Annotated in this window: 32 protein-coding genes; 8 read left to right on the forward strand and 24 right to left on the reverse strand. The window is 67.7% G+C overall.

Translation table 11 applies throughout. The annotated features are described in order from the left end of the window. Positions 1-5 precede the first annotated feature (5 nt). The 4 genes from frr to rpsB all read right to left on the reverse strand — a co-directional run bounded on the left by frr (position 6) and on the right by rpsB (position 3291). Positions 6-560: a ribosome recycling factor gene (frr, locus tag MNR00_RS09185; protein ID WP_241925633.1), complete on the reverse strand. Its 555-nt coding sequence runs from the start codon at positions 558-560 to the stop codon at positions 6-8. 72 nt (positions 561-632) lie between these two features. Beyond that, complete coding sequence (gene pyrH, locus MNR00_RS09190; protein ID WP_241925634.1) at positions 633-1349, reverse strand: UMP kinase; 717 nt, start codon at positions 1347-1349, stop codon at positions 633-635. 95 nt (positions 1350-1444) lie between these two features. After that, complete coding sequence (gene tsf / locus MNR00_RS09195) at positions 1445-2272, reverse strand: translation elongation factor Ts (RefSeq protein WP_241925635.1); 828 nt, start codon at positions 2270-2272, stop codon at positions 1445-1447. 41 nt (positions 2273-2313) lie between these two features. Further along, positions 2314-3291 carry a 30S ribosomal protein S2 gene (gene rpsB, locus MNR00_RS09200; protein WP_241925636.1) on the reverse strand — a complete coding sequence of 326 codons (978 nt, stop codon included), beginning with the start codon at positions 3289-3291 and terminating at the stop codon, positions 2314-2316. 335 nt (positions 3292-3626) lie between these two features. Here rpsB and MNR00_RS09205 point away from each other — a divergent pair, with 335 nt between their 5' ends. Then, positions 3627-4220: a M23 family metallopeptidase gene (locus tag MNR00_RS09205; RefSeq protein ID WP_241925637.1), complete on the forward strand. Its 594-nt coding sequence runs from the start codon at positions 3627-3629 to the stop codon at positions 4218-4220. A gap of 19 nt (positions 4221-4239) precedes the next feature. Here MNR00_RS09205 and MNR00_RS09210 read toward each other — a convergent pair whose 3' ends face one another. The 9 genes from MNR00_RS09210 to MNR00_RS09250 all read right to left on the reverse strand — a co-directional run bounded on the left by MNR00_RS09210 (position 4240) and on the right by MNR00_RS09250 (position 11308). Next, positions 4240-5199 carry a tyrosine recombinase XerC gene (locus MNR00_RS09210; protein WP_241925638.1) on the reverse strand — a complete coding sequence of 320 codons (960 nt, stop codon included), beginning with the start codon at positions 5197-5199 and terminating at the stop codon, positions 4240-4242. Between the two features lie 57 nt (positions 5200-5256). Then, positions 5257-6441, reverse strand: a complete 1185-nt coding sequence (dprA, locus tag MNR00_RS09215) for a DNA-processing protein DprA (RefSeq protein ID WP_241925639.1) — start codon at positions 6439-6441, stop codon at positions 5257-5259. Further along, positions 6438-7967, reverse strand: coding sequence for a YifB family Mg chelatase-like AAA ATPase (locus tag MNR00_RS09220; RefSeq protein ID WP_241925640.1), 1530 nt, complete (start codon positions 7965-7967; stop codon positions 6438-6440). The genes dprA and MNR00_RS09220 overlap by 4 nt, the downstream gene beginning before the upstream one ends. Then, positions 7964-8326, reverse strand: a complete 363-nt coding sequence (locus MNR00_RS09225) for a YraN family protein (RefSeq protein ID WP_241925641.1) — start codon at positions 8324-8326, stop codon at positions 7964-7966. Before MNR00_RS09225 ends, MNR00_RS09220 begins: the two co-directional genes overlap by 4 nt. A gap of 97 nt (positions 8327-8423) precedes the next feature. Then, positions 8424-8750 (reverse strand): DUF2469 family protein, encoded by a 327-nt coding sequence (locus MNR00_RS09230; RefSeq protein WP_241925642.1) that lies wholly within the window; start codon positions 8748-8750, stop codon positions 8424-8426. A gap of 28 nt (positions 8751-8778) precedes the next feature. Then, complete coding sequence (locus MNR00_RS09235; protein ID WP_241925643.1) at positions 8779-9438, reverse strand: ribonuclease HII; 660 nt, start codon at positions 9436-9438, stop codon at positions 8779-8781. Continuing rightward, on the reverse strand, positions 9435-10169 hold the full coding sequence (lepB, locus tag MNR00_RS09240; protein WP_241925644.1) for a signal peptidase I: 735 nt from the start codon (positions 10167-10169) through the stop codon (positions 9435-9437). Before lepB ends, MNR00_RS09235 begins: the two co-directional genes overlap by 4 nt. Before the next feature lie 122 nt (positions 10170-10291). Next, positions 10292-10639 carry a 50S ribosomal protein L19 gene (gene rplS / locus MNR00_RS09245; RefSeq protein WP_241925645.1) on the reverse strand — a complete coding sequence of 116 codons (348 nt, stop codon included), beginning with the start codon at positions 10637-10639 and terminating at the stop codon, positions 10292-10294. A gap of 177 nt (positions 10640-10816) precedes the next feature. Beyond that, positions 10817-11308 carry an MFS transporter permease gene (locus MNR00_RS09250; RefSeq protein WP_241925646.1) on the reverse strand — a complete coding sequence of 164 codons (492 nt, stop codon included), beginning with the start codon at positions 11306-11308 and terminating at the stop codon, positions 10817-10819. Positions 11309-11412: 104 nt separating this feature from the next. Here MNR00_RS09250 and map point away from each other — a divergent pair, with 104 nt between their 5' ends. Further along, a complete protein-coding gene (map, locus tag MNR00_RS09255) occupies positions 11413-12195 on the forward strand; it encodes a type I methionyl aminopeptidase (protein WP_241925647.1) in 783 nt (260 codons plus the stop codon). A gap of 11 nt (positions 12196-12206) precedes the next feature. On the opposite strand, the gene MNR00_RS09260 is transcribed toward map, so the two are convergent. The 5 genes from MNR00_RS09260 to rpsP are packed head-to-tail and all read right to left on the reverse strand — an operon-like array spanning position 12207 to position 14963. After that, the gene (locus MNR00_RS09260; protein ID WP_241925648.1) at positions 12207-12944 is read right to left on the reverse strand and encodes a class I SAM-dependent methyltransferase; all 738 of its coding nucleotides are present in this window, start codon (positions 12942-12944) and stop codon (positions 12207-12209) included. Between the two features lie 30 nt (positions 12945-12974). Then, positions 12975-13664, reverse strand: coding sequence for a tRNA (guanosine(37)-N1)-methyltransferase TrmD (trmD, locus tag MNR00_RS09265; protein ID WP_241925649.1), 690 nt, complete (start codon positions 13662-13664; stop codon positions 12975-12977). Between the two features lie 20 nt (positions 13665-13684). Continuing rightward, complete coding sequence (gene rimM / locus MNR00_RS09270) at positions 13685-14314, reverse strand: ribosome maturation factor RimM (RefSeq protein WP_241925650.1); 630 nt, start codon at positions 14312-14314, stop codon at positions 13685-13687. Further along, entirely contained in the window at positions 14298-14528 is a 231-nt protein-coding gene (locus MNR00_RS09275; RefSeq protein ID WP_071644715.1) for an RNA-binding protein, read from the reverse strand. Before MNR00_RS09275 ends, rimM begins: the two co-directional genes overlap by 17 nt. Before the next feature lie 6 nt (positions 14529-14534). Beyond that, on the reverse strand, positions 14535-14963 hold the full coding sequence (gene rpsP / locus MNR00_RS09280) for a 30S ribosomal protein S16 (protein WP_241925651.1): 429 nt from the start codon (positions 14961-14963) through the stop codon (positions 14535-14537). A gap of 204 nt (positions 14964-15167) precedes the next feature. On the opposite strand from rpsP, the gene MNR00_RS09285 reads away from it, so the two are divergent. The 3 genes from MNR00_RS09285 to glpK are packed head-to-tail and all read left to right on the forward strand — an operon-like array spanning position 15168 to position 19606. Next, positions 15168-16316 carry a glutamate--cysteine ligase gene (locus tag MNR00_RS09285; protein ID WP_241925652.1) on the forward strand — a complete coding sequence of 383 codons (1149 nt, stop codon included), beginning with the start codon at positions 15168-15170 and terminating at the stop codon, positions 16314-16316. A 4-nt stretch (positions 16317-16320) separates the two neighbouring features. Next, on the forward strand, positions 16321-18036 hold the full coding sequence (locus MNR00_RS09290; protein ID WP_241925653.1) for a glycerol-3-phosphate dehydrogenase/oxidase: 1716 nt from the start codon (positions 16321-16323) through the stop codon (positions 18034-18036). A gap of 43 nt (positions 18037-18079) precedes the next feature. Continuing rightward, a complete protein-coding gene (glpK, locus tag MNR00_RS09295; protein ID WP_241925654.1) occupies positions 18080-19606 on the forward strand; it encodes a glycerol kinase GlpK in 1527 nt (508 codons plus the stop codon). Between the two features lie 37 nt (positions 19607-19643). Here glpK and ffh read toward each other — a convergent pair whose 3' ends face one another. The 4 genes from ffh to MNR00_RS09315 are packed head-to-tail and all read right to left on the reverse strand — an operon-like array spanning position 19644 to position 22568. Then, positions 19644-21197, reverse strand: a complete 1554-nt coding sequence (gene ffh, locus MNR00_RS09300; protein ID WP_241925655.1) for a signal recognition particle protein — start codon at positions 21195-21197, stop codon at positions 19644-19646. Between the two features lie 13 nt (positions 21198-21210). Further along, entirely contained in the window at positions 21211-21684 is a 474-nt protein-coding gene (locus MNR00_RS09305; protein ID WP_241925656.1) for an RNA polymerase sigma factor, read from the reverse strand. 48 nt (positions 21685-21732) lie between these two features. Continuing rightward, complete coding sequence (locus MNR00_RS09310; RefSeq protein WP_241925657.1) at positions 21733-21924, reverse strand: hypothetical protein; 192 nt, start codon at positions 21922-21924, stop codon at positions 21733-21735. Positions 21925-21983: 59 nt separating this feature from the next. Beyond that, a complete protein-coding gene (locus tag MNR00_RS09315; protein ID WP_241925658.1) occupies positions 21984-22568 on the reverse strand; it encodes a TetR/AcrR family transcriptional regulator in 585 nt (194 codons plus the stop codon). Positions 22569-22675: 107 nt separating this feature from the next. On the opposite strand from MNR00_RS09315, the gene lipB reads away from it, so the two are divergent. After that, positions 22676-23329, forward strand: a complete 654-nt coding sequence (gene lipB / locus MNR00_RS09320; protein WP_241925659.1) for a lipoyl(octanoyl) transferase LipB — start codon at positions 22676-22678, stop codon at positions 23327-23329. After that, positions 23326-24318 carry a lipoyl synthase gene (lipA, locus tag MNR00_RS09325; RefSeq protein ID WP_241925660.1) on the forward strand — a complete coding sequence of 331 codons (993 nt, stop codon included), beginning with the start codon at positions 23326-23328 and terminating at the stop codon, positions 24316-24318. The genes lipB and lipA overlap by 4 nt, the downstream gene beginning before the upstream one ends. Before the next feature lie 10 nt (positions 24319-24328). Here the strand turns inward: lipA and MNR00_RS09330 are convergent, their stop codons facing one another. Then, positions 24329-24829 (reverse strand): DUF2004 domain-containing protein, encoded by a 501-nt coding sequence (locus tag MNR00_RS09330; protein ID WP_241925661.1) that lies wholly within the window; start codon positions 24827-24829, stop codon positions 24329-24331. Positions 24830-24867: 38 nt separating this feature from the next. After that, positions 24868-25743: a signal recognition particle-docking protein FtsY gene (gene ftsY / locus MNR00_RS09335; RefSeq protein WP_241925662.1), complete on the reverse strand. Its 876-nt coding sequence runs from the start codon at positions 25741-25743 to the stop codon at positions 24868-24870. 22 nt (positions 25744-25765) lie between these two features. Here ftsY and MNR00_RS09340 point away from each other — a divergent pair, with 22 nt between their 5' ends. After that, positions 25766-26440, forward strand: a complete 675-nt coding sequence (locus MNR00_RS09340; RefSeq protein ID WP_241925663.1) for a hypothetical protein — start codon at positions 25766-25768, stop codon at positions 26438-26440. The last annotated feature ends 41 nt before the right edge of the window (positions 26441-26481 follow it).

Consider the following 26481-nt stretch of genomic DNA (forward strand, 5'->3'; position numbering starts at 1 on the left):
GTGGATCAGACCTCGAGAAGCTCGGCCTCTTTGCGCTTGAGCGCATCGTCGATGGCCTCGACGTGCTGACGCGTGAGAACGTCGAGCTCCTTCTCGCCGCGAGCGATCTCGTCCTCACCGATGTCGGCCTTGAGAGCGTCGAGCTGGTCCTTCGCCTTGCGTCGGATACCACGCAGCTGCACCTTGGCATCCTCGCCCTTGGAGCGCACGAGCTTGACGTACTCCTTGCGACGCTCTTCAGTCAGCTCTGGCATGGTCACCCGCACGATGTTGCCGTCGTTGGTCGGGTTCGCGCCGAGGTTCGGCATGTCGCGGATCGCCTGCTCGATCGCCTTGAGAGCGCTCTTGTCGTAGGGCGTGACGATCAGCGTGCGCGCTTCGGGGTTGGCCATCGACGCGAGCTGCGCGATCGGCGTGGGCGAGCCGTAGTAGTCCACCTGCAGCTTCTGGAACATCTGCGGGTTGGCGCGTCCGGTGCGGACCGTGGCGAAGTCCTCCTTGGCGGCATCGACCGCACGCGTCATTCGGGAGGTGGTATCAGCGAGGACATCCGCGATCACGGGGGTCTCCTTACGTCGTGGGTTTCAGCAATTCTATCGGGCGTCGATCCATCGACACCTGAGCGACAGGGGTCAGGAGGTGACGAGCGTGCCGATCTGCTCGCCGAGCAGGGCGCGCGTGACGTTGCCGGCCGGCTCCATGCCGAACACCCGCATGTCCATGTTGTTGTCCATGCACAGGCTGAACGCCGTGGAATCCACGACCTTGAGTCCACGCTGCAGGGCATCGCGGTAGGTGACGCGCTCGATGCGCTCCGCGCTGGCGTCCTTGTGCGGGTCCGCGGTGTAGATCGCGTCCACACCGTTCTTGGCCACCAGCACCTCGTCTGCGCGGATCTCCAGCGCGCGCTGCGCGGCGACCGTGTCGGTCGAGAAGTACGGCAGGCCTGCGCCTGCGCCGAAGATCACAACGCGTCCCTTTTCCATGTGGCGCTCGGCGCGCAGCGGGATGTAGGGCTCGGCGACCTGAGTCATCGAGATGGCGGACTGCACGCGAGTGGCGGCGCCGGCCTGCTCCAGGAAGTCCTGCAGCGCCAGTGCGTTCATGACGGTGCCCAGCATTCCCATGTAGTCGGCACGACCGCGGTCCATGCCGCGCTGGCTGAGCTCGGCTCCACGGAAGAAGTTTCCACCGCCGACGACGATGGCGATCTCGACGCGATCCACTGCGGCGGCGATGTCCCGCGCGATCTGGCCGACGACATCAGGATTGACGCCGAGCTGGCCTCCGCCGAATGCCTCTCCGGAGAGCTTGAGGAGGACGCGACGGCGTCCGGTGCGTTCGGTCATGGGGGTGTGTGTCCTCTCGTCCCGTTTCAAGATAGTGCCTCATGGGCATGAAGAAGGGGTTCGGATCATGTGGATCCGAACCCCTTCTGCGAAAACTACGCGCCGACCTTGAACCGGGCGAAGTCGGTGACGGTGATACCAGCGTCCTTGGCGACCTGCGCCACGGACTGCTTGTTGTCCTTCGCGTAATCCTGCTCGAGCAGTGCGACCTGCTTGAAGAAGGCGGTCACGCGACCCTCGACGATCTTCGGAAGGGCAGCCTCGGGCTTGCCCTCGTTGCGGGAGATCTCCGTGACGATCTCGCGCTCCTTCTCGACGTCGGCGGCCGGCACGTCCTCACGGGTGAGGTACGACGGGTTCGCGAACGAGATGTGCTGCGCGATGCTGCGAGCGGTCTCGGCGTCGTCACCCGTGTAGGCGACGACGACGCCGATCTGCGGCGGCAGGTCCTTGCTGGTGCGGTGCAGGTACACCGAGAACGCATCGCCCTTGAGCGTGCGGACGCGACGCAGTTCGACCTTCTCGCCGATGATCGCTGCCTCGTCCGAGATCAGCTGCTCGACGGTCTGGTCGCCCGCGGGGGCTGCGAGTGCAGCCTCGAGCGAGTCGGCACCCGACGCGGCAACCGCGTCGACGACCTTGTCGGCCAGCGCCATGAAGCGCTCGTTCTTCGCGACGAAGTCGGTCTCGCAGGCGAGCTCGATCAGCGTCACGCCGCCGTCGGTCTCGCGAGCGACGATCAGGCCCTCGCTCGTCGAGCGGTCGGCACGCTTCGCGTTGCCCTTGGCGCCCTTGAGGCGCAGGATCTCGACGGCCTTCTCGACGTCTCCGTCAGCCTCTTCGAGCGCCTTCTTGGTGTCGACCATTCCGGTGCCGAGCTGCTCGCGCAGCGCCTTGATGTCAGCAATGGTGAAGTTGGCCATGTGTGGTGGCTCCTTGCTTCGTAAGTGGGTGTTCTCGGAAGTTACTTCGACTCAGCGGCCTCGTCAGCGGCCTCAGCGGCCACCTCGGCCTCGACGGCGGCTTCAGCAGCCACCTCGGCCTCGACGGCGGCTTCAGCAGCCACCTCGACGGCCACCTCGGCCTCGACGGCGGCTTCAGCAGCCACCTCGACGGCGACCTCGGCCTCGACGGCGGCTTCGACAGCCACCTCGACGGCGACCTCAGCCTCGACGGCTGCCTCAGCGGCGCCACCCTCGAGCAGCTCCTGCTCCCACTCGGCGAGGGGCTCAGCGCCGCCGGCCTCGGGATTGTGCTTCTGCTGCAGGCCCTCGGCCGCGGCGTCGGCGATGATGCGCGTCAGCAGCGAGACCGAGCGGATCGCGTCGTCGTTGCCGGGGATCGGGTACTGGAAGTCGTCCGGGTCGGCGTTGGTGTCGAGGATGCCGATCACCGGGATGCCCAGCTTCTTGGCCTCGTCGATCGCGAGGTGCTCGCGCTTGGCGTCGACGACCCACAGGGCCGACGGCGTCTTCGACAGGTTGCGGATGCCGCCGAGCGACTTGTGCAGCTTGTCGAGCTCGCGCTTCTTGAGCAGCAGCTCCTTCTTGGTGAAGCCCGAAGCGGACGGGTTCTCGTAGTCGAGCTCCTCGAGCTCCTTCATGCGAGCCAGACGCTTAGCGATCGTCTGGAAGTTCGTGAGGAGTCCACCGAGCCAGCGCTGGTTGACGTACGGCTGGCCGACGCGGTCGGCCTGCTCGGCGAGGATCTCCTGTGCCTGCTTCTTGGTGCCGACGAAGAGGATCGTGCCACCACGGGCAACGGTCTCCTTGACGAAGTCGTAGGCGTTGTCGATGTACGCCAGCGACTGCTGCAGGTCGATGATGTGGATGCCACTGCGCTCGGTGAGGATGAAGCGCTTGACCTTCGGGTTCCACCGACGGGTCTGGTGTCCGAAGTGCACGCCGCTGTCGAGCAGCTGGCGGATGGTGACCACAGCCATGGTCGTCTCCTGGTTCTGGCGCGATAGCGCCGTTGAGGTTGTGTTCTTCGGCCTGGTGGCCGAGGATCCTGGTGCCCGGCGCACACCCGCCCCCTGATGAGGAGGACCTGTGGATGTTGCTGCCACGACCTCTGTCTTCGAAAGACGTCGGTCGCTGTGGGCACGCGTAGTCACCCCGAGATCGAGGTGCTCTCCCAGTGTACAGGATCAGCATGCCGGCCGCCGTCGCGCACGACTGCGGCGACACCTGTCCACAGGGGCGGGTTTCTGCCGGGTTCTCCCCCGTTCGCGGGATGCGCTCCGCGCGTTGCCGTCGCAGAAGTAAGGCTGGTCGGATGCTGTCACGAAGCGCTCGGATGCCTGATGCTGTTCACCTGGCCCGCAGGCGGATATCAGCGGCGTCGCGATCCGTGCTCATCGGCGTGCTCACCGGCGTGCTGCTCGGCGCCCTGCCCGCGGCGGCATCGCCCGCGCCGGGCCGAGGATCAGCACCGACCGCCGTCGCGGACGCCCCCGGCGCTGACTGGCTCTGGCCCGTGCCAGGCCCCCGCACCGTGACCGCCCCGTTCCGTGCCCCCGCTCACGAGTACGGTCCCGGGCATCGCGGCATGGACGTCGCTGCCGGCCCAGGAACAGCGGTGAGCGCGCCCGCCGACGGCGTCGTCGCGTTCCGCAGCACGGTGGTCGACCGGCCGCTGCTGACGATCGACCACGGGCACGGGTACGTCAGCACGTGGGAACCACTGGATTCGACCCTGACCCCGGGAGATGTGATCGCTGCGGGCGACATGATCGGCATCGTCGCTAGCGGCGGCCACGCCGTGCGCGGGACACTGCATGTGGGCGTGCGGGTGGATGACGTGTATGTGAACCCGCGTCCGCTGTTCGGTGATGTGCCGCGGGCCGTGCTGCTGCCCTGCTGCGAGTGAGCAGAAACCCGAGTCGACCTCACGCGCGCGGATGCGCCAGCTTGTAGCTCGCCGTGAGCCGTTCAGCGGAGACATGCGTATAGATCTGGGTGGTGCCGAGGCTGGCGTGCCCGAGGATCTCCTGCACGGCGCGCAGGTCGGCACCCCCATCGAGCAAGTGCGTGGCGGCGGAGTGCCGTAGAGCGTGCGGACCGACATGCTCGGCGCCCACAATCGGTCCCAGCACGCGGGTCACGAGCGCGTACACCGTGCGAGGGCCGATCCGTGCGCCACGTGCACCCAGGAATACGGCGGCGCCAGGCACCGGGGCTCTGGTGAGCAGCGCGGGGCGTGCTCTGGTCAGGTACGCGCCGACAGCATCCGACGCGGGTCCTCCGAACGGCACGACCCGCTCCTTCGAGCCTTTTCCGAGTACTCGCACCGTGCGACGCTGCAGATCGAGGTCGTCGACGTCGATGCCGCACAGCTCGGAGACCCGCATACCCGAGCCGTAGAGCATCTCGAGCATCGCGTGATCGCGAAGCGCGATCGCGTCTCCGTCCGCGGCTGCGGCGCGCTGCGCGTCGAGCAGATCTCGGATGCCGTCCTGCGAGGCGACCACGGGGAGCGTCTTGGACCGCTTCGGCGTGATCAGCCGCAGACTCGGGTCGGTCTCGATGAGGCCGTTCTCATGCGCCCATCCGAAGAACGAGCGCACCGCGGCGGCGCGGCGGGCCATTGTGGACCGGGCGTCACCGCGCTGGGTGGCCTGCCACAGCCAGTCGCGAAGGGCCTCCAGGTCGACCGTGGACAGCTCGATGGCGCTCGCGGCGCGGGCGCTGTCAGTGCCGGCCTGCTCATCAGCGCTCGCTCGCTGCGCGGAGAGCGCTCTGCCGAGGTCGGTGAGGTCCGAGCGATAGGCGCGAACGGTCGCTGGCGAGAGTCGGCGCACCTGCTCGAGGTGCGTCGTGAACTCCGTGACCGCTGCCGAATACTGCACGGTTCCAGCATGCCCCCGAGCGGCCGAACCGGCGGCTGCCGCGCCGACACCGGGGTCTCAGCCGGCGCGGAGCCAGCCGCCTTCGCGCTGCGTCACCTCGCCCTCCAGAGCCAGCAGTCCGAGCAGGCTGCGCACGCGCTCGACTGAGAGCCCGCTGCGGCGGGCGATATCAAGGGACTCGCGAGGAACCCGCGCACTGAGAGCGTCTCTCAGCCGCACCCGATCCGGGTGCTCCGTCGTCGTGGGCACCGGGGCGATCGCCGCTTCGCCCCAGAGCTCACGTACTTCGGCGGCGTTCGTCACACACACCGCGTCATACTCGCGCAACAGCCGATGACAGCCCGCTGACGCCGCGCTCGTGACCGGGCCCGGCACGGCACCAAGCGGCCGCCCGAGGTTCGCCGCGTGACCTGCGGTGTTCAGCGAACCGCTGCGCCACCCCGCCTCGACGACGACGGTCGCCATGCCAGCAGCGGCGATCATCCTGTTTCTGGCCAAGAACCTCCACTTTGTCGGCGCTGCCCCGCACGGCACTTCGCTGAGCACCAGCCCCCTGGTGCGGATCCGGTCGAACAGCTGCTGATGACCGATCGGGTAGGCGCGATCGACACCGCCGGCGAGAAATGCCACGGTCGTGCCACCGACACCCAGCGCCGCGCGATGAGCGGCTCCGTCGATGCCGTAGGCGCCGCCCGAGATGACGGTCGTGCCACCCGCGGCGAGATCGCCGGCGATCTCGCCGGCGATCGACTCGCCGTATGAGGTCGCGGCCCGCGCGCCGACGATCGACACCGTCGTGCGCTCCCGCAGCACGGCGGCGTCACCGCGCGCCCACAGCGCCACCGGCGCGTGCACGCCGAGGTCATCGAGGCCGTGCGGCCAGTATTCATCCGCCGGCAGCAGCAGGTGCCCGCCGACGTCCTGGCAGGAGTGCAGCGCCTCCCGCAGAGCCCGGACGTCGGCCCTGGGTCGCCACCGTGCCTGGGCTTCTGCGAACTCACGGGGAGGAACGGCCCCCGGTGGCAGGAGCCCCGTCTCCCCCAGCGCGACGCTCAGCGCCTCCGCTGGCCCGAGAGCGGCGATGAGCGCACCCGCGATGCCGTCTCCTGGTTCGACGAGCACCGACCACGCGGTCCGTGCAGCGGTCTCGGTGACGTCAGCATGCGGACGCAGTCGCTCGGCCGCGCGGAGCACCTCGTGGTCGGCGAGCAGTTCGTTCTGGGTGCTGGTGGTGGTCTTCATGCGAGCAGTCCTTTCTTGAGGAAGAGGGCGCGACCGAGCTCATCGACACCGGGCGTCCCGAGTCCGGCGATATCGCTCAGCGTCCAGGCGATGCGGAGCACGCGGTCGTACGCCCGCAGCGTCACGGTGCCACGCTCCAGCGCGCGGTCGAGCGGCGCGCGCACCTGGGCAGGCAGGCGCAGGCGGCCCTGGCGCAGCTGCTCCCCCGGGATCTCGCCGTTGACGCGCCACGGTGTGCCGCGCCAGCGTTCGCGTGCCATGCCCCGCGCTGCGAGCACGATCTGCCTGGCGGCATCCGAGGTGCGTGTGGATCGCTCGCCTGACGTCGCACGCGACGCCGCCACCCTGGCGACCTGCAGATCGATGTCGATGCGGTCACGCAGCGGACCGGAGAGGCGGCCGGCATAGCGGCGGATGGCGATCGGAGGGCAGGCGCACTCAGCGCCTCGCACGCCGTAGTTGCCGCAGGGACACGGATTCATCGCGAGAATCAGCTGGAACCTCGCGGGGAAGCTGGCCGTGAAACCCGATCTGCTCACTTCGATGCGCCCGGATTCCAGAGGCTGGCGCAGCGAGTCCAGCGCCACCCGCTGAAATTCGGGTGTCTCGTCGAGAAAGAGTACGCCGCGGTGCGCACGAACGATCGCTCCTGGCCTGGCCACGCGCGATCCGCCGCCGACGAGGGCGGCGGCCGAGGCGCTGTGGTGTGGTGCCTCGAACGGCGCGACCGTGTCCAGCCGGCTGACGGTGCGCCCGGCGAGCGACCTGATCGCCGCGACCTCGAGTGCCTCGTGCTCGTCCAGCAGCGGCAGGATGCCTGGCAGCCGCCGGGCGAGCATCGTCTTGCCTGCACCCGGCGGGCCGCTGAGCATCATGTGGTGGCCTCCCGCTGCGGCAGTGATCAGCGCGTCGACGGCCTCGTCCTGACCGACGACGTCGGCGAGGTCCAGTGGCTCGACCGCGGAAGCGTCATCGAGCGGCGCCGAGACCGGCTCCACGTCGGCGACCTCCACCTCTGCCCCGTGCAGCGCGGCGACCTCGGCGAGAGACACCGCCGCCCGCACGTCCATCCCGGGCACGAGTCGCGCCTCGTCGACGTTCGCATGCGGCACGATCACACGTTCGAATCCAGCGCGCGCAGCCGCGAACACCGAGGGCAGCACTCCGGGCACGGGGCGCAGACGCCCGTCGAGTCCGAGCTCGCCGATGTGGACGGTCTTGCGGATGGCATCCGATCGCACTGCGCCCTCGGTGGCGAGCGTGGCTACAGCGATGCTCAGATCGAATCCGGAGCCGTGTTTGGGCAGGTTCGCCGGGGACAGGTTGACGGTGACCCGACGCCGAGGGAACTCCAGGCCGGCGTTGACACAGGCGTTGCGCACGCGCTGCGCCGCCTCACCCAGCGCCTTGTCCGGCAGACCGATGATCTGGAAGCCCGGAGTCTGGTTGCTGAGATCGGCCTCGACCTCGACCAGATGACCATCGACGCCGGTGAGCGCAACCGCCCAGGTGCGCGCCGTGCTCACAGCAGGTCTACCAGATGCTCGAGGTGCGCGGTGCCGGCCTCCGCGCCGATCAGGCCGATCGCCTCGAGGCGGATGGTGCGTCGCCGTGCCGCCTCAGGATGCTCCGTCGCCCACGCGAAGGCGAGATGCCACAGCCTGCGCCGCTTGCGCTCATCGATCGCCTCGAACGGGTGCCCGAAGGCCTCGCTGCGTCGGGTCTTGACCTCGACGATGCAGAGCATGTCTTCGGTGAGGGCGACGATGTCGATCTCGCCCTGCGCGCACCGCCAGTTGCGATCGAGGATCGCGTACCCGCGTGATCTCAGATATGCCGCGGCTCGTTCCTCGCCCGCGCGTCCGAAGTCGTCTTTCGCTGCCATGCCGACAGCCTGGCTGCCGGCGCAGACGGTAAGACGCCGCTATCCCAGTGCGTGTGGAAAGCTCACCGCAGGTCGCGGACTGGGGATAACGTCGCGGTCACTGGCCGTCGAGCGAGAGATCCTCGGGAATCTCGAACTCGCGCCGCTGCAGCTCTTCGACGTTGACGTCCTTGAAGGTCAACACGCGCACGGCCTTCACGAAGCGGTCGGCACGGTAGATGTCCCAGACCCAGACATCAGACATCGAGATCTCGAAGTAGAAGTCGTGCTCGGTGTCACGGCGCACGACGTTCACCTCGTTGGCGAGGTAGAACCGCCGCTCGGTCTCGACGACGTACTGGAACTGCGTGACGACGTCGCGGTACTCGCGGAACAGCGCGAGTTCGAGCTCGCGGTCGTAGTCGTCGAAAGCATCCTCATCCATGATGCTTCCATCCTAGGCGAGAGGCGCGTCAGAACAGTGTCGGGGCGTCGGCGATCGCCCAGGATGCCCGATGCCACGGCGACAGCCCGAGTTCGCGGATCGCCTGCCGGTGCTCGAGGCTCGCGTAGCCCTTGTTTCGATCCCACTGATAAGCCGGATGCTCTGAGTGCAGCGATGCCATCAGCGTGTCCCTGTCGACCTTCGCGATCACCGATGCTGCCGACACCGAGGCGCAGTCGCGGTCGCCCTTGATCACGGTCCGCACGGTCAGTGGGGCGGAGTGCACCTTGGAGACGTAGTCGTGATTGCCGTCCAGGATCACGAGTGTGCGATCCAGGGAGACGCCCTGGTCGACGACGGACTGCACGGCCCGGGAGGCCGCCATTCCGAGTGCCCACATGATGCCGCGCTCGTCCACCTCCGCGGCGGTCGCCCAGCCGACAGCCGAGGTCGGAACCCACTGCCGCGCCCGCTCCGCCATCTCTGGCCTGCGTCGCTCGGTGATGAGCTTCGAGTCACGCAGCCCGTCAGGCACCCGTCTGCGCGAGCCCGTGGCATCCATCACCGCCGCGCCGACCGCCACCGGCCCTGCCAGCGCGCCTCGTCCGACCTCGTCGAGCGCGATGATCAGATCGAACTCCTTGAGCAGCCGCCTCTCGAGCGAGAGGGTGGGCACGACGACGGTCACTTCGGCTCCGTCTCCGGCACCGATTGGAACACTTCGTCGTGGGTGTCGATCAGCCCGAACCGGTCGAACGGCCAGGTCGTCAGGAAGGCGCGCCCCACGACGTTCTCCAGCGGGACGAAGCCCCCTCCTGGCAGTTCCTGATGTGCGCGCGAGTCCTGTGAGCGGTCGCGGTTGTCGCCCATCACCCAGATGGTTCCCTCTGGGACCGTGACGTCGAAATCGGTGTTGGATGCCGCCGTGTCGCCCTCGGGGAGATTGAGGTACGACAGCTCGTCGATCGGCGAGCCGTTGATGGTGATCTGACCGAGCGCATTGCAGCACACCACGTGGTCACCTGGCATGCCGATGATCCGCTTGACGAGGTGATCCTGCGCGTCAGAGGTCGAGATCCCCACGAAGGTGAGGGCCCAGTCGACGGCTTCGATCAGCGCGGGGCGAGCAGGGCGCTGAGGCGCCGGCGGCAGCCAGCCGCCCGGGTCCTGGAAGACGACGACATCGCCGTGGTCGTAGCCGGCGAAGCGCGGAGTGAGCTCGTCGACGAGAATGCGGTCGTCGATCAGCAGCGTGCGCTCCATCGACCCGGACGGGATGTAGAACGAGCGCACGACGAAGGTCTTGACTACGAACGAGACCAGGGCCGCGATGACGATGATGACGACGACATCGCGGAGGAAGATGAGCACTCCCCTGCGTCGCGGCTGACGTGGTGCTGCCTCAGCGGCGTCTGTCATGTGCTTCCTTCTTCATCAGGCACGCCGCGCGAACACGGCAGATACCAGGTTCGCACATCGGAGGGGTAACGACAGAACCCCGGGACATGCGTGTCCAGGGGTTCTGTGAAAGGTATGGCGCGTCAGTTGAAGCGCTTCTCCTTGATCTTGGCCTTCTTGCCACGCAGGTTGCGCAGGTAGTACAGCTTCGCGCGACGAACGTCACCGCGGGTGACGACCTCGATGTGGTCGATCACCGGCGAGTGCACCGGGAAGGTGCGCTCGACGCCGACCTGGAAGCTGATCTTGCGGACCGTGAAGGTCTCGCGCACGCCATCGCCCTGGCGACCAAGGACGACGCCCTGGAAGACCTGGATACGCGAGCGCGAACCCTCGGTGATGTTGACGTGCACCTTGACGGTGTCACCGGGGTGGAAGACAGGAATGTCGGAACGGAGCGAAGCCGCGTCAACGGCGTCCAGGATCTGCATGATCGTCTCTCTCTGCACTCGCCACAGGTCGGATGCATGAATTAAGGAATAAGAACGGGTGTGTGCCGAGCGGCGCGCGAAGCGTTCGCGGGCTCCCCTGAGGCAGAGCCGGTTGGCGGCACAAGAATCTATTCTGCCATGAAGCGGACGCTGTCGCCAAACGCACGACCGCGAGGATCAGTCGAGAGTGCGGTGCTCCTCGATGATGATGACGTCGGCAGCGGACTGCGACGGTGACGAGCGATCTGAGCTGGACATGCTCGACCAGGTGATCGTCTCTCGCAGGCGCGCGCCGGACCCGCGCGCCTCGTTCCACAGCTGCCACAGCTGCAGCCAGAACAGCGCGAGCGCTGCCACGATCGCGCCGGTGAGCAGCCAGGGGAAGGCGCCGTCGATGAAGCAGGCGACGGCGATGGTGAGCCCGTGCCAGACGGTGAACCCCAGGACGTCCCACCAGGAGACCGCTCGTTCAGCGCGAACAGAGGGGCGAGAACGGGTCAGCAGCGTCAGCACGAGCTGTCCGACGAAGACCGAGGGCACCGCCATCAGCAGCACCCACAGCAGCCCCCATCCGCTCTGCCCGAAGATCGCCCAGCCGACGATCATCCACAGGGGCAGCACGAATGCTGCCGGCAGCAGCCAGCGGAAGAAGCCCCGTCGCAAGAACATGCTTCGATGTTACGACGGCGGGGACGGTGCATGGCGCGAGTTCGCTGTGGGCATCCAGACAGTTCGAATCGGGGAGAATGGATGCTGACGAGAGGAACACCCCCATGATCGAACTGCGCACTCCGGCCGAGATCGACGAGATGCGCGCCGCCGGCCGCTTCGTCGCCGAGACCCTGGCGACGCTGCGTGACGAGACGAAGGTGGGCACGAACTTGCTCTCGATCGATGCGCGCGCGCATGATCTGATCCGCAAGGCCGGCGCCGAGTCGTGCTACATCGACTACGCCCCATCGTTCGGCAACGGCCCGTTCGGCAAGGTCATCTGCACCTCGGTCAACGACGCCGTGCTGCATGGTCTCCCCCACGACTACGTCCTGCGGGATGGTGACCTCGTCTCGCTCGACTTCGCCGTGTCTGTGGACGGATGGGTGGCCGACTCGGCCGTGTCGTTCGTTGTCGGCACAGCGCGCGACGAAGACCTCCGCCTCATCGACACCACCGAACGGGCACTGGACGCGGCCATCGCGGCAGCCGTCATCGGCAACAGGATCGGCGACATCTCAGCATCCATCGCCACGGTCTCGCACGGCCAGGGCTACGCGATCAACACCGACTTCGGTGGGCACGGCGTCGGCCGGATCATGCACGGCGACCCGCACATCCCCAACGACGGCCGCGCCGGGCGCGGCTTCCCGCTGCGCGAGGGCCTGGTGTTCGCTCTGGAGCCGTGGCTGCTCGCCACGACCGATGAACTCATCACCGACGCCGATGGCTGGACGCTGCGCAGCGCTGACGGCTCGCGCGGCTCGCATTCCGAGCACACCGTCGCCGTCACGAAGGATGGCCCGATCGTGCTGACCGACCGGAGCTTCCTCGGCGTCGACTGAACGCCGGGGGCTCAGGCCGCGCGATAGATGTAGACGTCGGTGATCTGAGGCAGGTCGTACTCGTCGCTCCCGGCGGTTCCGGGGTCGGTGTCCAGAATGCGCTCGAGCTCGGCGACCATGCGCGCCCGCTCATCATCGGAGGCTGCCATGAAGCTGCTCACCGTGAGCCAGCGCGCGATGTAGTCAGCCCGCGTGATCCGCTCCTGCCATGGCACCTGCAGGAACGTCGGCGCCTCGAACCCCGGCAGCTGTTCGGTGGTGTCGGGTGCGGCCGTGAGCCCCTCATCGAGCGCGGGGTGCGCGACCCGCGTGCATGCGCGATCCCACGCGCAGGTCGCGTCGGAGTGGTTCCACAGCAGCCCGAGGGTGCCCCCTGGTACCAGTACGCGTCGGATCTCGGCGCACGCGGGATCCCGGTCGAACCAGTGGAACGCCTGCGCGACGGTGACGACGTCGATCGAGTGGTCTTCGACCGGGATGTTCTCGGCGGTCCCGATGTGCGCCTCGACATCGGGCAGCTTCTCGCGCAGCACGGCGAGCATCTGCTCGGAGGGTTCGACCGCGACAACGCGGTTCGCCCGATCCGCCAGCCGTTCGGTGAACTTCCCCGTTCCCGCACCGAGATCGAGCGCGGTGCGCACGGGTGCAGGCACGATGGCATCCGCCGCCACCTCGGGGAACCCTGGACGGAACCGCTCGTAGTCCTCCCCCGCGTTCAGAAAGGACTTCGCCAGCGTCGCATCAGTCATGCCCCCAGCGTACGGGGGTTGCACGGTGCGTCAGTCGGCGAGCAGGTCGGGGCGGCGACTGCGCGTGCGCTCGAGCTGCTGCTCGTGCCGCCACTTCGCGATCGCACCGTGGTTGCCGCTGAGCAGGATCGGCGGCACCTCGCGGTCGCGCCAGATCGAGGGCTTCGTGTACGACGGGTACTCGAGCAGCCCGTCCTCATGCGATTCCTCGACCAGGCTCTCGGGGTTGCCGACGACGCCGGGGATGAGGCGGCCGATCGCCTCTGTCATCGCCATGACGGCGACCTCTCCGCCGTTGAGCACGTAGTCGCCGAGGCTGATCAGGCGGACTTCGCCCAGCGATGCCGCGTACTCGAAGACCCGCTCGTCGATGCCCTCGTAACGGCCGCAGCCGAAGATCAGGTGCTCACGCGTCGCGAGATCGCGTGCAGTCGCCTGTGTGAAGACCTCACCGGCCGGCGAGGGGAAGATGATCGTCGGTCGCGAGTCGGAGGCGGACGCGAGTTCGTCGAGCGCGAGCCCCCAGGGCTCGGGCTTCATGACCATGCCTGCGCCGCCACCGTACGGTGTGTCATCGACCGTCCGGTGGCGGTCGTGGGTCCAGTCGCGCAGATCGTGCACGTGCAGATCGAGGATGCCTGAATCGCGCGCCTTCCCCAGCAGGGACAGCGTCAGGCCGTCGAAGTACGACGGGAAGATCGAGACGACGTCGATGCGCATACGACGATGCTAACGAGAGGTCACTCGGTGCCGGCGGGGCCGGCATCCGACGCTTCGGCATCCGACGCGTCGGCGCTGCCAGTATCCGACTCCGCGTCAGCGGAGGGAAGCTCTTCGAAGAGACCGGGCGGCGGGGTGACCACCACACGGCGCGCGGCGATGTCGACGGTCGGCACGATCGCCTCGACGAACGGGACCATCACGTCTCCCGAGTCGGTCTTCACGATCAGCAGGTCCTGCGCCGGCAGGTGCTCGACACGAGCGACGCGGCCGACGACGACGTCATCTCGGACGACATCGAGACCGACCAGCTGGTGCGCGTACCAGGCGTCGTCCTCCACCTCATCGTCCTCGTCCATCCATAGGATGGCCCGCACAAGCGTCTCGGCCGCATCGCGGTCGTCGACGCCCTCGAGGAAGACGACGGAGTTACCGTTCATCACGCGGTACTCGCGAATGGTGACGGTCTTGCCGTGCCACTCGGATGCCTCTGGCACCTGCAGAGTGAACTCTGCGCCGGGGATGAAGCGACGCTCGGGGGCGTCGGTGTACAGCTCGAGCTTCAACGCGCCCTTGAGACCGTGTGCTTTGAGCAGACGGCCGACGCGGAGCTGGTTCTTCTCTGCTGCCACGTCAGTCGTCCGCGACATCGACGCGGACACGACGTCCGTCGGCGAGGGCGGAGATGAGCGTGCGCAGCGCCTTGGCAGTGCGGCCGCCGCGCCCGATCACGCGACCACGGTCATCCGGGTGCACGTGCACCTCGAGCAGATCGCCACGGGGCGATGCGGATGCGGTGATGCGGACATCGTCCGGGTGATCGACGATCCCCTTGACGACGTGTTCGAGCGCGGCGGCAAGCACAGCGAATTACTCTGCGTCTGCTGCGGAAGCGTCAGCGGCCTCCGCGTCAGCGGCGGGAGCCTCCTCTGCAGGAGCCTCCTTCTTCTCCGCCTTGGGCTTGACGACGGACTTCTTGGCCGAGTCGACCTCGAACGGAGCCTTGGGCTCAGCGACCTGGACGGTGGACTTCGCGTCCTTGTCGCCCTTGAACTTGCCCCAGTCGCCCGTGAGCTTGAGCAGAGCGGCGACCTGCTCGGTCGGCTGAGCGCCGACGGACAGCCAGTACTGCGCCCGCTCGGAGTCGACCTCGATGAACGAGGGCTGCTCGGTGGGGTGGTACTTGCCGATCTCCTCGATCACACGACCGTCGCGCTTGGTGCGCGAGTCGGCGACGACGATGCGGTAGTAGGGCGCACGGATCTTGCCGAAGCGCTTGAGACGAATCTTGACAGCCACGATTCTCCTGAATGGTGTGGAAGGAAGTTGAACGTCGCCTGGAGCGTGGGGTGCACACCCGGCGGAAGCTCTAAGGGGGGACGATTGCTGGATAGAGGGTCGAGCAGCCGTCCGACCCTCTATTCTGCCAGATCCGGCGGCCGTCCGCGAAACGACGCGACACGATGAATGCCGTGTCGCGAGCGCGCATGTCAGAATGTGCGCGTGTCGATCGAATTCGCCTCCTCCGCCCGCTCCACCATCGGGCTGGAATGGGAGGTCATGCTCGCCGATCCGACCACCGGCGACCTGGTCGGCCGCGCACCTGAGCTGCTCACCGCTCTCGAGGCGCAGAGCGCACCGGAACGCCATACCGTCACCGGCGAACTGCTCACCAACACCATCGAGGTCACCAGCGGGGTGGGGGCGACGGTGTCGGATGCCGTCGATGACATCGCCGCGGCGATCGCGTCCGTCCGGCGCTCGACCGATCCCGCCGGCATCGCGCTGCTCTCGGCGGGCAGTCACCCCTTCGCGCAGTGGTTCAATCAGCGCGTCACCGACAAGAACCGCTACCGCAAGCTGATCGAGCGCACGCAGTGGTGGGGGCGCAACATGATGATCTGGGGCATCCACGTGCACATCGGCGTGGAAGATCGCCGCAAGGTGCTGCCGATCGTCGGGGCGCTCTCGGCCTTCCTCCCCCATCTGCAGGCCCTCGCTGCTTCGAGCCCCTACTGGGCCGGAGAGCGCACCGGCTACGCGTCGAACCGCGCCCTGGTGTTCCAGCAGCTGCCGACGGCCGGCCTGCCCTGGCCGATCGAGACCTGGCCCGAGTTCGAGAGCTACGTCGACGACATGACCCGCACCGGCGTGCTGGCCGATGTCTCCGAGATCCGCTGGGACATCCGTCCGGCACCGCGCTGGGGAACCATCGAGGTCCGCGCATGCGACGGCATGTCCACCCTCACTGAGCTGGCATCCGTCGCCGCGCTGACGCAGACGCTGGTGGAGTTCTTCTCGCGCGAACTCGACGAGGGCCGCACCCTGCCGACGCTTCCGACCTGGTTCCACCGTGAGAACAAATGGCGAACGGCCCGCTACGGGCTCGATGCGCGCGTCATCGTCGACGCCGCCGGATCGCAGGTGCCGGTGCGCGAGCACGTCGCAGCGGTCGTGGAAGACCTCCTCCCGATCGCACAGGACCTCTCCTGCGTGCGCGAACTCGAAGGCGTTCTCACGATCGCCAAGGACGGCGCGAGCTACGCCAGGCAGCTGGATGCTGCGGATGCCGCCGACGGCGACCTGCGGGAGGTCGTGCAGCACCTGATCCGCGAGTTCCGCGCGGGTCCGGAGCGATCCGTGATGGACTGAGCACATGGCCCTGAAGACGCGCACAGCACGCCGAGACGACGAGCTCGCGGCGGTGCGCGCAGCAGGTCGGACGACCGTGCTCATCATCGGCGCCGGCATCAACGGCATCTCATTGTTCCGCGACCTCGCGCTGCAGGGCGTGGATGCTGTCGTCGTCGATCGCAGCGATTTCGCGAGCGGTGCGTCGTCGGCCTCCAGCCATATGGTGCACGGTGGCATCCGCTATCTCGAGAACGGCGAGTTCCGGCTGGTTCGCGAGTCGGTGCACGAGCGCAATGGCCTGCTGCGCATCGCGCCGCACTACGTCAAGCCGCTGCGCACGACGATCCCGATCTACTCGACCTTCTCTGGCCTGCTTGCCGCTCCCCTTCGGTTCCTGAGGCACACCAGCGGCCAGCCGCAGGAGCGCGGCGCGGTGCTGATCAAAGCCGGCCTGATGATGTACGACCTGTTCTCCCGAGACGGTGGCGCCGTGCCGAGGCACCGCTTCCTCGGGCGGCGAGAATCGCTCAAGGAACTGCCTGCCCTCGACCCCGACATCAAGTACACCGCGACGTATTACGACGCCTCGATGCACGACCCGGAACGGCTCGCGCTCGATGTGCTGCAGGACGGCCGATCGGCGAACAGCGCCTCGTACGCGCTGAACTACGTCGAGGCGATCAGGCGCGATAGCGATGCGGTCGTGCTGCGCGATCGCGAGTCCGCCGAGGAGTTCACGATCCGCGCCGACGTCGTCGTGAACACCTCGGGCCCATGGACCGACCTCACCAATGATGCGCTGGGGTACGAGACCCGTTTCATGGGCGGCACCAAGGGTTCGCACATCGTGCTCGATCATCCGGAACTGCTCGCGGCGACGCAGGGACGCGAGATCTTCTTCGAGCACTCCGACGGCCGCATCGTGCTGATCTACCCGCTGAAGGGGCGTGTCCTCGTCGGGACGACCGACATCGACGCCGATCCGCGCGAGCCTGCCCGCTGCACGGAGGAGGAGATCGACTACTTCTTCGCGCTGATCAAGCACGTCTTCCCCGCGATACCGGTGGACCGTGAGCAGATCGTGTACCGCTACTCGGGCATCCGACCGCTCCCTCGGCACGAGGACACCGCTCCCGGCTTCGTCTCGCGGGACTACCGCATCGAGGTCGATCCTGGTGCCGCGGTGCCGACGCTGAGCCTGGTCGGCGGCAAGTGGACGACTTTCCGCGCCCTGGGCGAGACGCTCGCAGACCGTGTGCTCGATCTCCTTGGGCGTGCGCGCTCCGTCTCGACCAAGGATCTGCCGATCGGCGGCGGACACGGGTTCCCTCGCACGGTTCGCGCCCGCGCCTCGTGGCTGCAGACGAACCTCGCCGGCGCCGATGAGTCCCGCGCCGAACAGCTGCTGGTGCGCTACGGCACTCGAGCTGCTGAGGTCTGGGCGCACATCGAGCAGGAGCCGGAGGATCACCCGCTCGTCGGCGGCGCGCTGTCGTTGCGCGAGCTGGAGTGGATGGTCGAGGACGAGCTGGTCGTGCGCCTGGCGGACGTCATCATGCGGCGCACCAACATCGCGTTCGTCGGCGGGGTCACCGCAGAGGTGCTCGAGGAGATCGCCGATGCGCTGGCGCCTCTGATGGGGTGGAGCGATGATCGCCGGGAGGCTGAGATCGAGGCGACAGTGCAGTTGCTGAACGACGCGCACGGGCTGACATTGACCGCGCCGGCGCATGGCTGACGCATCACCGGCGACCGCGCAGGACCCACCGAAGGAGAGCCGTATGGCCACCCAGTACATCCTCGCCATCGACCAGGGCACGACTTCGAGTCGGGCGATCATCTTCGATCACAGCGGCAGCGTCGTCGCGACCGGTCAGAAGGAGCACGAGCAGATCCTGCCGAAGGCGGGCTGGGTCGAACACGATCCTGCCGAGATCTGGCACAACGTGCAGGAGGTGATCGGGCTCGCACTGACACGGGCGCACCTCACTCGCCACGACATCGCTGCAGTCGGGATCACGAATCAGCGTGAGACCACCGTCGTGTGGGATCGGCGCACCGGCAAGCCGGTGTACAACGCGATCGTCTGGCAGGACACGCGCACGCAGCCGATCGTCGACCGGCTCGCCACCGATGGCGGCCTCGACCGGTTCAAGGAAGTCGTCGGGCTGCCACTGGCCACCTACTTCGCGGGGACGAAGGTGGCGTGGATCCTTGAGAACGTCGACGGTGCGCGCCGGGCGGCGGATGCTGGTGACCTGCTGTTCGGCACCACCGACACCTGGGTGCTGTGGAACCTCACCGGTGGCGTCCACGGTGGCGTGCACGCCACCGACGTCACCAATGCCTCCCGGACGATGTTCATGGACCTGTTGACGCTGCAGTGGCGTGACGACATCCTCGAGGCGTTCGGCGTGCCGCGCTCGATGATGCCGGAGATCCGGTCGTCGTCAGAGGTCTACGGGACGGCTGAGACGTCGTCGCTGCTGCGGCACGCCCCGATCGCGGGCATCCTGGGCGATCAGCAGGCCGCCACGTTCGGGCAGGCGGCCTTCGCCGCCGGCGAGAGCAAGAACACGTACGGCACCGGATGCTTCCTCATCTTCAACACGGGTGAGGAGATCATCCATTCGACTAATGGACTGCTCACCACGGTCGGGTACAAGCTGGGCGACGCTCCGACGCACTATGCGTTGGAGGGCTCGATCGCGGTCGCCGGCTCTCTGATCCAGTGGCTGCGCGACCAGCTCGGCCTGATCTCCTCGGCGCCGGAGGTCGAGGAGCTCGCCGGTCAGGTCGACGACAACGGCGGCGTCTACATCGTGCCGGCGTTCTCGGGCCTGTTCACGCCGTACTGGCGACCAGACGCGCGTGGCGCGATCGTCGGTCTCACGCGGTTCGCGAACCGCAATCACATCGCGAAGGCAGCACTCGAGGCGGTCGCGTTCCAGACCAGGGACGTGCTGGATGCTGTCAATGCCGACGCCGAGGTCGGACTCAGCGAGCTGAAGGTCGACGGCGGCATGGTCGCCAACGACGCGCTGATGCAGTTCCAAGCCGATATCCTCGGCGTGCCGGTCGTGCGGCCAGTGGTCACTGAGACGACAGCGCTCGGCGCCGCGTATGCGGCGGGTCTCGCGGTGGGGTTCTGGAGCGGGCTTGATGACCTGTCTGCGAACTGGCAGGAGGATCAGCGGTGGGAGCCGAAGCTGGACGCCGCCGAGCGCGACCGCCAGCTGCGTCTGTGGCGCAAGGCCGTCACCAAGTCGATGGATTGGGTCGACGAGGACGTACGCGCAACCAGCTGACCGCGCGCGCCGTCTGCGCGGTGATCAGCCCCTCAGATCAGCCCTTGCCGAACAGCTTCTGGATCTCGGCCAGGTCGGCCTCGCTGGGCGCAGCCTGACCGCCGAGGCCGAAGCCAGAGCCGGTCGGATTCGCGTTGGCCGTAGCGAGACCCGAGTTCTCGGCTGCGCGCTTGGCCGGGTTGCCCGAGCGCGAACCGCTGCTCTTGCCCTTCGCGCCCTTCTTGCCGCGCTTGGCGGATGCGCCGGGCTTGCCCATCGGGCCCATGCCGGGAATCTGCGGAGTGCCGCCACGAGCGACGGTCTTCATCATCTTGGCGGCCTGCTCGAAGCGCTGCACGAGCTGGTTGACGTCCGTGACGGTCATGCCGGAGCCCTTGGCGATGCGCAGGCGGCGCGAGCCGTTGAGCACCTTCGGGTTGTGGCGCTCGCCAGGCGTCATCGAGCGGATGATCGCCTCGGTGCGGTCGATCTCACGCTCGTCGAAGTCGTCGAGCTGCTGCTTCATCTGGCCCATGCCCGGCAGCATGCCGAGCATCTTCTTCATCGAGCCCATCTTCTTCATCTGCTGAAGCTGCTCGAGGAAGTCCTCAAGGGTGAACTGCTCGGTCGCCAATTTCTCGGCGACCTTCATCGCCTCTTCCTCATCGAAAGCGGCCTGCGCCTGCTCGATGAGGGTGAGGATGTCACCGAGGTCGAGGATGCGGCTCGCCATGCGGTCGGGGTAGAACGGCTCGAGGTCCTCGAGGTTCTCGCCCGTCGAGGCGAAGATGATCGGACGGCCGGTGACGGAGGCCACCGACAGCGCGGCACCACCTCGGGCGTCGCCGTCGAGCTTCGACAGCACGACGCCGGTGAAGTCGACGCCCTCCTGGAAGGCCTTGGCGGTGTTGACGGCGTCCTGACCGATCATCGCGTCGATGACGAACAGCACCTCATCGGGGCTGGTCGCCTTGCGGATGTCGGATGCCTGCTTCATCAGCTCGGCGTCGACGCCGAGGCGTCCGGCGGTGTCGATGATGACCACGTCGTGCTGGTGACGACGGGCGTAGTCGACGCCGTCCCCCGCGACCTTGACGGGATCGCCGACGCCGTTGCCGGGCTCGGGCGCGTAGATCGTCGCGCCGGCGCGCTCGGCGACCACCTGAAGCTGGTTCACGGCGTTCGGGCGTTGCAGGTCAGCCGCGACGAGCAGCGGCGTGTGCCCTTCGCCCTCGAGCTGCTTCGCGAGCTTTCCGGCGAACGTGGTCTTACCGGAGCCCTGGAGGCCCGCGAGCATGATGACGGTCGGCGGGGTCTTCGCGAACTCCAGCCGGCGCTGCTCGCCCCCGAGGATCGCGACGAGCTCCTCGTTCACGATCTGCACGACCTGCTGCGCAGGATTCAGCGCCTTGCTGACCTCGTCGCCGAGGGCGCGCTCGCGCACCTTCGACGTGAAGTCCTTGACGACGACGAGCGCGACGTCGGCGTCGAGCAGAGCGCGACGGATCTCGCGAACAGTGCCGTCGACGTCGGCGGGGGTCAGCTTTCCCTTCGTGCGCAGATTGCGGAAGGTCTCGGTGAGCCGATCGGAGAGCGTGCCAAAGGTAGCCATGGTGCCTCCGATTCTACGCGAGCGGAGCCCCCACCCTGAGCGCGGCGCGAAGCTCCTCCTTCGCGCGCTGGTACCGACCTCGAGCGGTGGATGCCGGGATGCCCAGCAGCTCGGCAGCATCCGCAATGCTCAGCCGCTCCCAGTGCACGAGACGCACGAGTTCGGCGAGGTCCGGATCGAGGCGATCGATGGCATCCCGCACCTCTGCGCCTTCGTCAGCGGCGGGTGCGGTCGGCGACTCGCACACCTGGAGCCGGATGCGGTCGGCCAGCGCCCACCGCCGTCGCTGCCCTCGCTGGTGGTTCAGCAGCGTGCCTCGGGCGATGCCGAACAGCCACATCCGAGCTCGCTCAGCATCCTTGGGGAGCTCCTTCACGCGTCGCCAGGCGACGACCATGGTCTCGCCGAGCAGGTCGGGCGCGTCGTCGGCGCCGACGCGCCACTCGAGGTAGGCGAGGAGGTCGGATGCTGCGGATTCGAGGGCCATGGTGAGACGATCGGCCGGCTCGATCCCGCTCACTCGGCTGCGCACGGATCAGGCGAAGCCGCCCAACGCGAGCGCGGCGAGTCCACTGAGCACTGCAACCTGCCGCCGCGGGCGATTCACCGGGCGCGCCGTGTCGCGGGCATCCGACACCATCTGCGCGAGCGCGGCGTCGCGGGCGCTCCCCCGGTCGGCGATCATCGGGGCAGCACGGTCGAGCAGGTCATCAAGCGAGTCGGTCATGAGATCCTCCTTCAGCGGGTCTTACTCATGACCTGTCCGGCTGAGGCGGAAGTGTCCGTTCAACCCCACGGAAGATCGTGGATGCTGTGCAGCGCCTCGTCGAAGCGCTGCTCCAGCGACGCCTGACCAGCTCCCTGCTCCGCCCACACCCGCAGCGACGACAGCACAGCCGTGGCCAGTGCGGAGCCGAGGATGTCGGCGCGGATCTCATCGACGCCCGCGCTGCGAGCAGTAGCGGCGACAGCCGACGAGATACGGGCATGGCGGATGCCGGTGTCGCGCAGCAGCTCCTGCTCGAGCCCCATCGCCGAGGCGTTGCGCAATGCGAGCGCCAGCGGGTCCGGAGCGAAGTCGTGCACCACTGGCTCCAGCGCCGCGCGGACCGCTGGGCCGTCAGCGTGGGTCCCGAGCGCGGCCAGTGCGACCAGAGCCTTGTCGATCCGGGCATCGAGGCCCGACCAGAGCACGTCGCTCTTGGAGGAGAAGTAGTTGAAGAAGCTCGAGCGGCTGACCCCAGCACGGCGGGTGATGTCGGCGACCGAGGTCGCGTCGTACCCCTGCTCGAGGAAGAGTTCGCACGCCGCCTCAGCCAGCGTCTCCCTGGACGATGCCCGCGGGCGACCGGCACGCGACTCGGATTCCATAGCGCTCAGCGTAGCCGCGCGGGTCGCTCGCCGACGGCACGGGATCGGCGTATGCTGAACCACGCACCATTCTTGGACAGCATCCAACAACTCGGAAGGCATCGTCGATGCTCGACATCCTCACCCCCGGTCTCGCCCCCAATTACGTGCCGTACCTCGACGGGTGGGAGCTGCAGCGCAGCATCCACCACGATGTCGTCGCCGGTGCCCGTCCCGACACCCTGCTGCTGCTCGAGCACGAGGCCGTCTACACGGCCGGCAAGCGCACCGAGCCTCAGGAGCGTCCACAGGACGGCACGCCAGTGGTCGATGTCGATCGCGGTGGCAAGATCACCTGGCACGGCCCCGGGCAACTCGTCGGCTACCCGATTGTGCGCCTGCCCGAGCCCATGGACGTCGTAGCTCACGTGCGCCGTCTGGAGCGTCTGCTCATCAGCATCCTCGAGCCACTCGGCGTGGACGGCTACCAGGTCGACGGCCGCAGCGGCGTCTGGGTGCGCCGACCGCTCAGCGAGGACAAGATCGCCGCGATCGGCGTGCGAGTGCAGCAGGGCGTGACCATGCACGGTTTCGCGATCAACTGCGACAACTCACTCGCCGGGTTCCGCGGCATCATCCCCTGCGGCATCACGGACGCCGGAGTCACGACGGTCAGCGAGGTCGTCGGTTCCGATGTCTCCCCCGCCGACCTCGTGCTCGCCGTCTCCGACGCCTTCGCCGCCGAGTACTCCCCCGAGACACGCAAGGAGGTGGCCGCGTGAGCGCCGCAGGCCCCGAAGGACGCAAGCTGCTGCGGCTCGAGATCCGCAACGCCGAGACGCCGATCGAGCGCAAGCCCGAGTGGATCCGCACCAAGGCGAAGATGGGTCCCGAGTACCAGGCACTGCACTCACTGGTGAAGGACGAGGGCCTGCACACGGTCTGCCAGGAAGCCGGCTGCCCGAACATCTACGAGTGCTGGGAAGACCGCGAGGCGACGTTCCTGATCGGCGGGTCGCAGTGCACGCGCCGCTGCGACTTCTGCCAGATCGACACCGGCAAGCCGGCCGACTACGACACCGACGAACCGCGCCGCGTCGCCGAGAGCGTCACGCGCATGGGCCTGCGCTATGCGACGGTCACCAGCGTCGCCCGCGACGACCTGCCTGACACGGGCGCCTGGCTGAACGCCGAGACCGTGCGGCAGATCCACGCCCAGAACCCGAACACGGGGGTCGAGCTGCTGGCCAACGATCACAGTGGCAACCCCGACTACCTGGGGCAGATCTTCGACGCGCGCCCTGAGGTGTTCGCGCACAACGTCGAGACCGTCCCGCGCATCTTCCGCCGCATCCGCCCGGCGTTCACCTACGAGCGCTCACTGAATGTGATCACGCAGGGGCACGAAGCCGGCCTCATCACGAAGTCGAACCTCATCCTCGGCATGGGCGAGGAGCCGGAGGAGGTCGTGGAGGCGCTGCAGGACCTGCGCGATGCGGGGTGCGACATCATCACGATCACGCAGTACCTGCGCCCCACGCCCCGGCACCTTCCGGTTGCCCGTTGGGTCAAGCCGGACGAGTTCGTGGAGTTCAAGGGCGAAGCCGAGCGGATCGGCTTCCTCGGGGTGCTCGCCGGCCCGCTGGTCAGGTCGTCGTACCGCGCCGGGCGGCTCTGGGCGCAGTCGATGCAGTCCAAGGGCCGTGAGATTCCCCCGCACCTGGCGCACATCGCTGAGGGCGCCGACCTGGGGTTTGCGCAGGCCGTGTGAGGCAGATCGTCTAGTCGGCGCTCATCACCGAGAGCACGCTGCCGTCGGAGCCGAGGTTCACGAGCAGCACGTCGTCGGTGGCATCCGCATCCAGGGCGTACTCGAGCACGGCGAACGGCTCTGAGCCGCCATGCTCATCGGCGAGGATCGTCATGCTCGAGAAGCGCAGCGAGCGGATGATGTCGACCGCCGCGTCGCCGCTGATGTCGACCAGCACGTCCTCCAGCTCATCGCCGTACGCCTCCTGCTGCTGCAGGATGTACTCGGTCACCTCACTGGTGCGGTCATCGACCTCGGTGAGCATGGCACCGCGCACAGACGCGTCCAGGTCTTCGAGGGCGCCGATCAGTGCGGCCGCCGCGTCGAGCGCCGCCTGCGAGACGTCGTCCTGGTCAGGCGCGGTGAGATCCACCGTCACCGACTGGTCGCCGAGTTCGACCCTCTCGGTCCAGAAGATGGCACCGTCTGGCCCGGATGAAAGGACTCCGAAGTAGTCGTGTTCGATTGCCATATCGCTATGAAACCAGCCTCTGCGTCGCCACGGTAGTCCTACGCGCCGACGAGCGACTGAACGAACACGTGCGGGGTGAAACCGGTGAGGTCATCGATGCCCTCACCCTGCCCGAGAAGCTTGACGGGGATGCCGGTGCGCTCCTGCACGGCCAGCACGAATCCCCCCTTCGCGGAGCCGTCGAGCTTCGTGATGACCAACCCGGTGACGCCGGCATGCTGCAGGAACGCCTCCGCCTGCAGGACCCCGTTCTGACCGGTCGTCGCATCGAGCACCAGCAGCACCTCGCTGATCGGCGCCTGCTTCTCGATCACCCGGCGCACCTTCGACAGCTCGTCCATCAGCCCTGCCTTCGTGTGCAGGCGACCGGCAGTGTCGATGATGGCGATCTCGACGCCGTTGTTCCGCGCGTATTCGACGGTCTGGAAGGCGACCGACGCCGGATCCTGCCCCTCATGCTGGGGACGCACGATCGCCGCTCCCCCGCGCTGGGCCCAGGTGGCCAGCTGTTCGACGGCGGCGGCACGGAAGGTGTCTGCGGCGCCGACCACAACGCTGCGCTCGAACCCGCGCAGGAACTTCGTGAACTTGCCGATCGTCGTCGTCTTGCCGACGCCGTTCACGCCGACGACGAGCACGACGGCCGGTCGCTCAGTGAGCTTCAGGGTCGTGTCGAACTTCGCGAAGCGCTCCTCGAGCGTCTCGCGAAGCATCCGCTGCAGGTCCTTCGGATCCGTCGTGCGGAACCGGTCGACCTTCTCGCGCAGCTCGTCGATCAGCTGCTCGCTGATGTCTGGACCGAAGTCCGCCGTGATCAGCGCGGTCTCCAAGTCCTCCCACGTCGTCTCATCGATCGTGGGTTTGACGAACATGCCGCGCAGTGCGCGACCGAGGGACCAGGACTTCTCCGCCATGTCTCCAGCCTACGATGACGGGATGACCTTGCGACGCCTCTACGTCCACGGTGCGGGCCGCCGCGGCGACGCGGCCTGGCCGCACGTCACGGGCGCGCGAGAGGTCGACTTCGTCTCGTTCCCGAATGCGTCGTCGATCGCCGCGCAGGTCGAGAAGCTCATCGCGCTGTGCGGCGGCGAGCGGATGCTGATCTTCGCGCACTCGATCGGTGCCGTGCCCGTCGTTCTGGCAGCGGACCGGCTGGATATCGCCGGTCTCGTGCTGGTAGAACCCGCGCTCTACGATCTCGCGCGCGGTGAGGAGGCGATAGAGCGGCACATCGCGATCGTCACCGAGGCGCGCTCTCAGGCGGACAACGGCGATCTGGTCGCGTTCTGGGCGATCTTGCGTCCGCTGATGTTCGGCGGCCCGTTCGAGCCCGCCACTTGGGACGATGAACGCCCGCTCGCCGAGCACTGGGCATCGACCAATCTTCCGTGGGGCCATGGTGTGCGCGCAGGCATGCTCAGGGGCATCCCCACCCTCGTAGCGACCGGCGGATGGAACGCCGAGTACGAGCGGATCGCGGCACGACTGGCATCCGACGGCGCGACGCATGTCGTGCTCGAAGGGTTCGCGCACCGCCCGCAGGACTCGCCCTCCTTCGGCGCGGCGGTGGCCGACTTCAAGCGCGATCTTGCTGTGTCTGATCGCTGACGCCCGAGACACATTGCGGCGTGTCGGGGCGCGACACGCCG

The sequence above is a fragment of the Microbacterium sp. H1-D42 genome, from assembly GCF_022637555.1.
Classification (GTDB): Bacteria; Actinomycetota; Actinomycetes; order Actinomycetales; family Microbacteriaceae; genus Microbacterium.

What these genes read in the sequence shown, in the direction of transcription:
- pyrH (WP_241925634.1), bottom strand. Translation starts at nt 1,349, where the DNA reads ATGACCGAACGCACCGGACGCCGTCGCGTCCTCCTCAAGCTCTCCGGA.
- tsf (WP_241925635.1), bottom strand. Translation starts at nt 2,272, where the DNA reads ATGGCCAACTTCACCATTGCTGACATCAAGGCGCTGCGCGAGCAGCTC.
- rpsB (WP_241925636.1), bottom strand. Translation starts at nt 3,291, where the DNA reads ATGGCTGTGGTCACCATCCGCCAGCTGCTCGACAGCGGCGTGCACTTC.
- MNR00_RS09205 (WP_241925637.1), top strand. Translation starts at nt 3,627, where the DNA reads ATGCTGTCACGAAGCGCTCGGATGCCTGATGCTGTTCACCTGGCCCGC.
- dprA (WP_241925639.1), bottom strand. Translation starts at nt 6,441, where the DNA reads ATGAAGACCACCACCAGCACCCAGAACGAACTGCTCGCCGACCACGAG.
- MNR00_RS09225 (WP_241925641.1), bottom strand. Translation starts at nt 8,326, where the DNA reads ATGGCAGCGAAAGACGACTTCGGACGCGCGGGCGAGGAACGAGCCGCG.
- MNR00_RS09230 (WP_241925642.1), bottom strand. Translation starts at nt 8,750, where the DNA reads ATGGATGAGGATGCTTTCGACGACTACGACCGCGAGCTCGAACTCGCG.
- lepB (WP_241925644.1), bottom strand. Translation starts at nt 10,169, where the DNA reads ATGACAGACGCCGCTGAGGCAGCACCACGTCAGCCGCGACGCAGGGGA.
- rplS (WP_241925645.1), bottom strand. Translation starts at nt 10,639, where the DNA reads ATGCAGATCCTGGACGCCGTTGACGCGGCTTCGCTCCGTTCCGACATT.
- MNR00_RS09250 (WP_241925646.1), bottom strand. Translation starts at nt 11,308, where the DNA reads ATGTTCTTGCGACGGGGCTTCTTCCGCTGGCTGCTGCCGGCAGCATTC.
- map (WP_241925647.1), top strand. Translation starts at nt 11,413, where the DNA reads ATGATCGAACTGCGCACTCCGGCCGAGATCGACGAGATGCGCGCCGCC.
- MNR00_RS09260 (WP_241925648.1), bottom strand. Translation starts at nt 12,944, where the DNA reads ATGACTGATGCGACGCTGGCGAAGTCCTTTCTGAACGCGGGGGAGGAC.
- trmD (WP_241925649.1), bottom strand. Translation starts at nt 13,664, where the DNA reads ATGCGCATCGACGTCGTCTCGATCTTCCCGTCGTACTTCGACGGCCTG.
- rimM (WP_241925650.1), bottom strand. Translation starts at nt 14,314, where the DNA reads ATGTCGCGGACGACTGACGTGGCAGCAGAGAAGAACCAGCTCCGCGTC.
- MNR00_RS09290 (WP_241925653.1), top strand. Translation starts at nt 16,321, where the DNA reads ATGGCCCTGAAGACGCGCACAGCACGCCGAGACGACGAGCTCGCGGCG.
- glpK (WP_241925654.1), top strand. Translation starts at nt 18,080, where the DNA reads ATGGCCACCCAGTACATCCTCGCCATCGACCAGGGCACGACTTCGAGT.
- ffh (WP_241925655.1), bottom strand. Translation starts at nt 21,197, where the DNA reads ATGGCTACCTTTGGCACGCTCTCCGATCGGCTCACCGAGACCTTCCGC.
- MNR00_RS09305 (WP_241925656.1), bottom strand. Translation starts at nt 21,684, where the DNA reads ATGGCCCTCGAATCCGCAGCATCCGACCTCCTCGCCTACCTCGAGTGG.
- MNR00_RS09310 (WP_241925657.1), bottom strand. Translation starts at nt 21,924, where the DNA reads ATGACCGACTCGCTTGATGACCTGCTCGACCGTGCTGCCCCGATGATC.
- MNR00_RS09315 (WP_241925658.1), bottom strand. Translation starts at nt 22,568, where the DNA reads ATGGAATCCGAGTCGCGTGCCGGTCGCCCGCGGGCATCGTCCAGGGAG.
- lipB (WP_241925659.1), top strand. Translation starts at nt 22,676, where the DNA reads ATGCTCGACATCCTCACCCCCGGTCTCGCCCCCAATTACGTGCCGTAC.
- MNR00_RS09330 (WP_241925661.1), bottom strand. Translation starts at nt 24,829, where the DNA reads ATGGCAATCGAACACGACTACTTCGGAGTCCTTTCATCCGGGCCAGAC.
- ftsY (WP_241925662.1), bottom strand. Translation starts at nt 25,743, where the DNA reads ATGGCGGAGAAGTCCTGGTCCCTCGGTCGCGCACTGCGCGGCATGTTC.
- MNR00_RS09340 (WP_241925663.1), top strand. Translation starts at nt 25,766, where the DNA reads ATGACCTTGCGACGCCTCTACGTCCACGGTGCGGGCCGCCGCGGCGAC.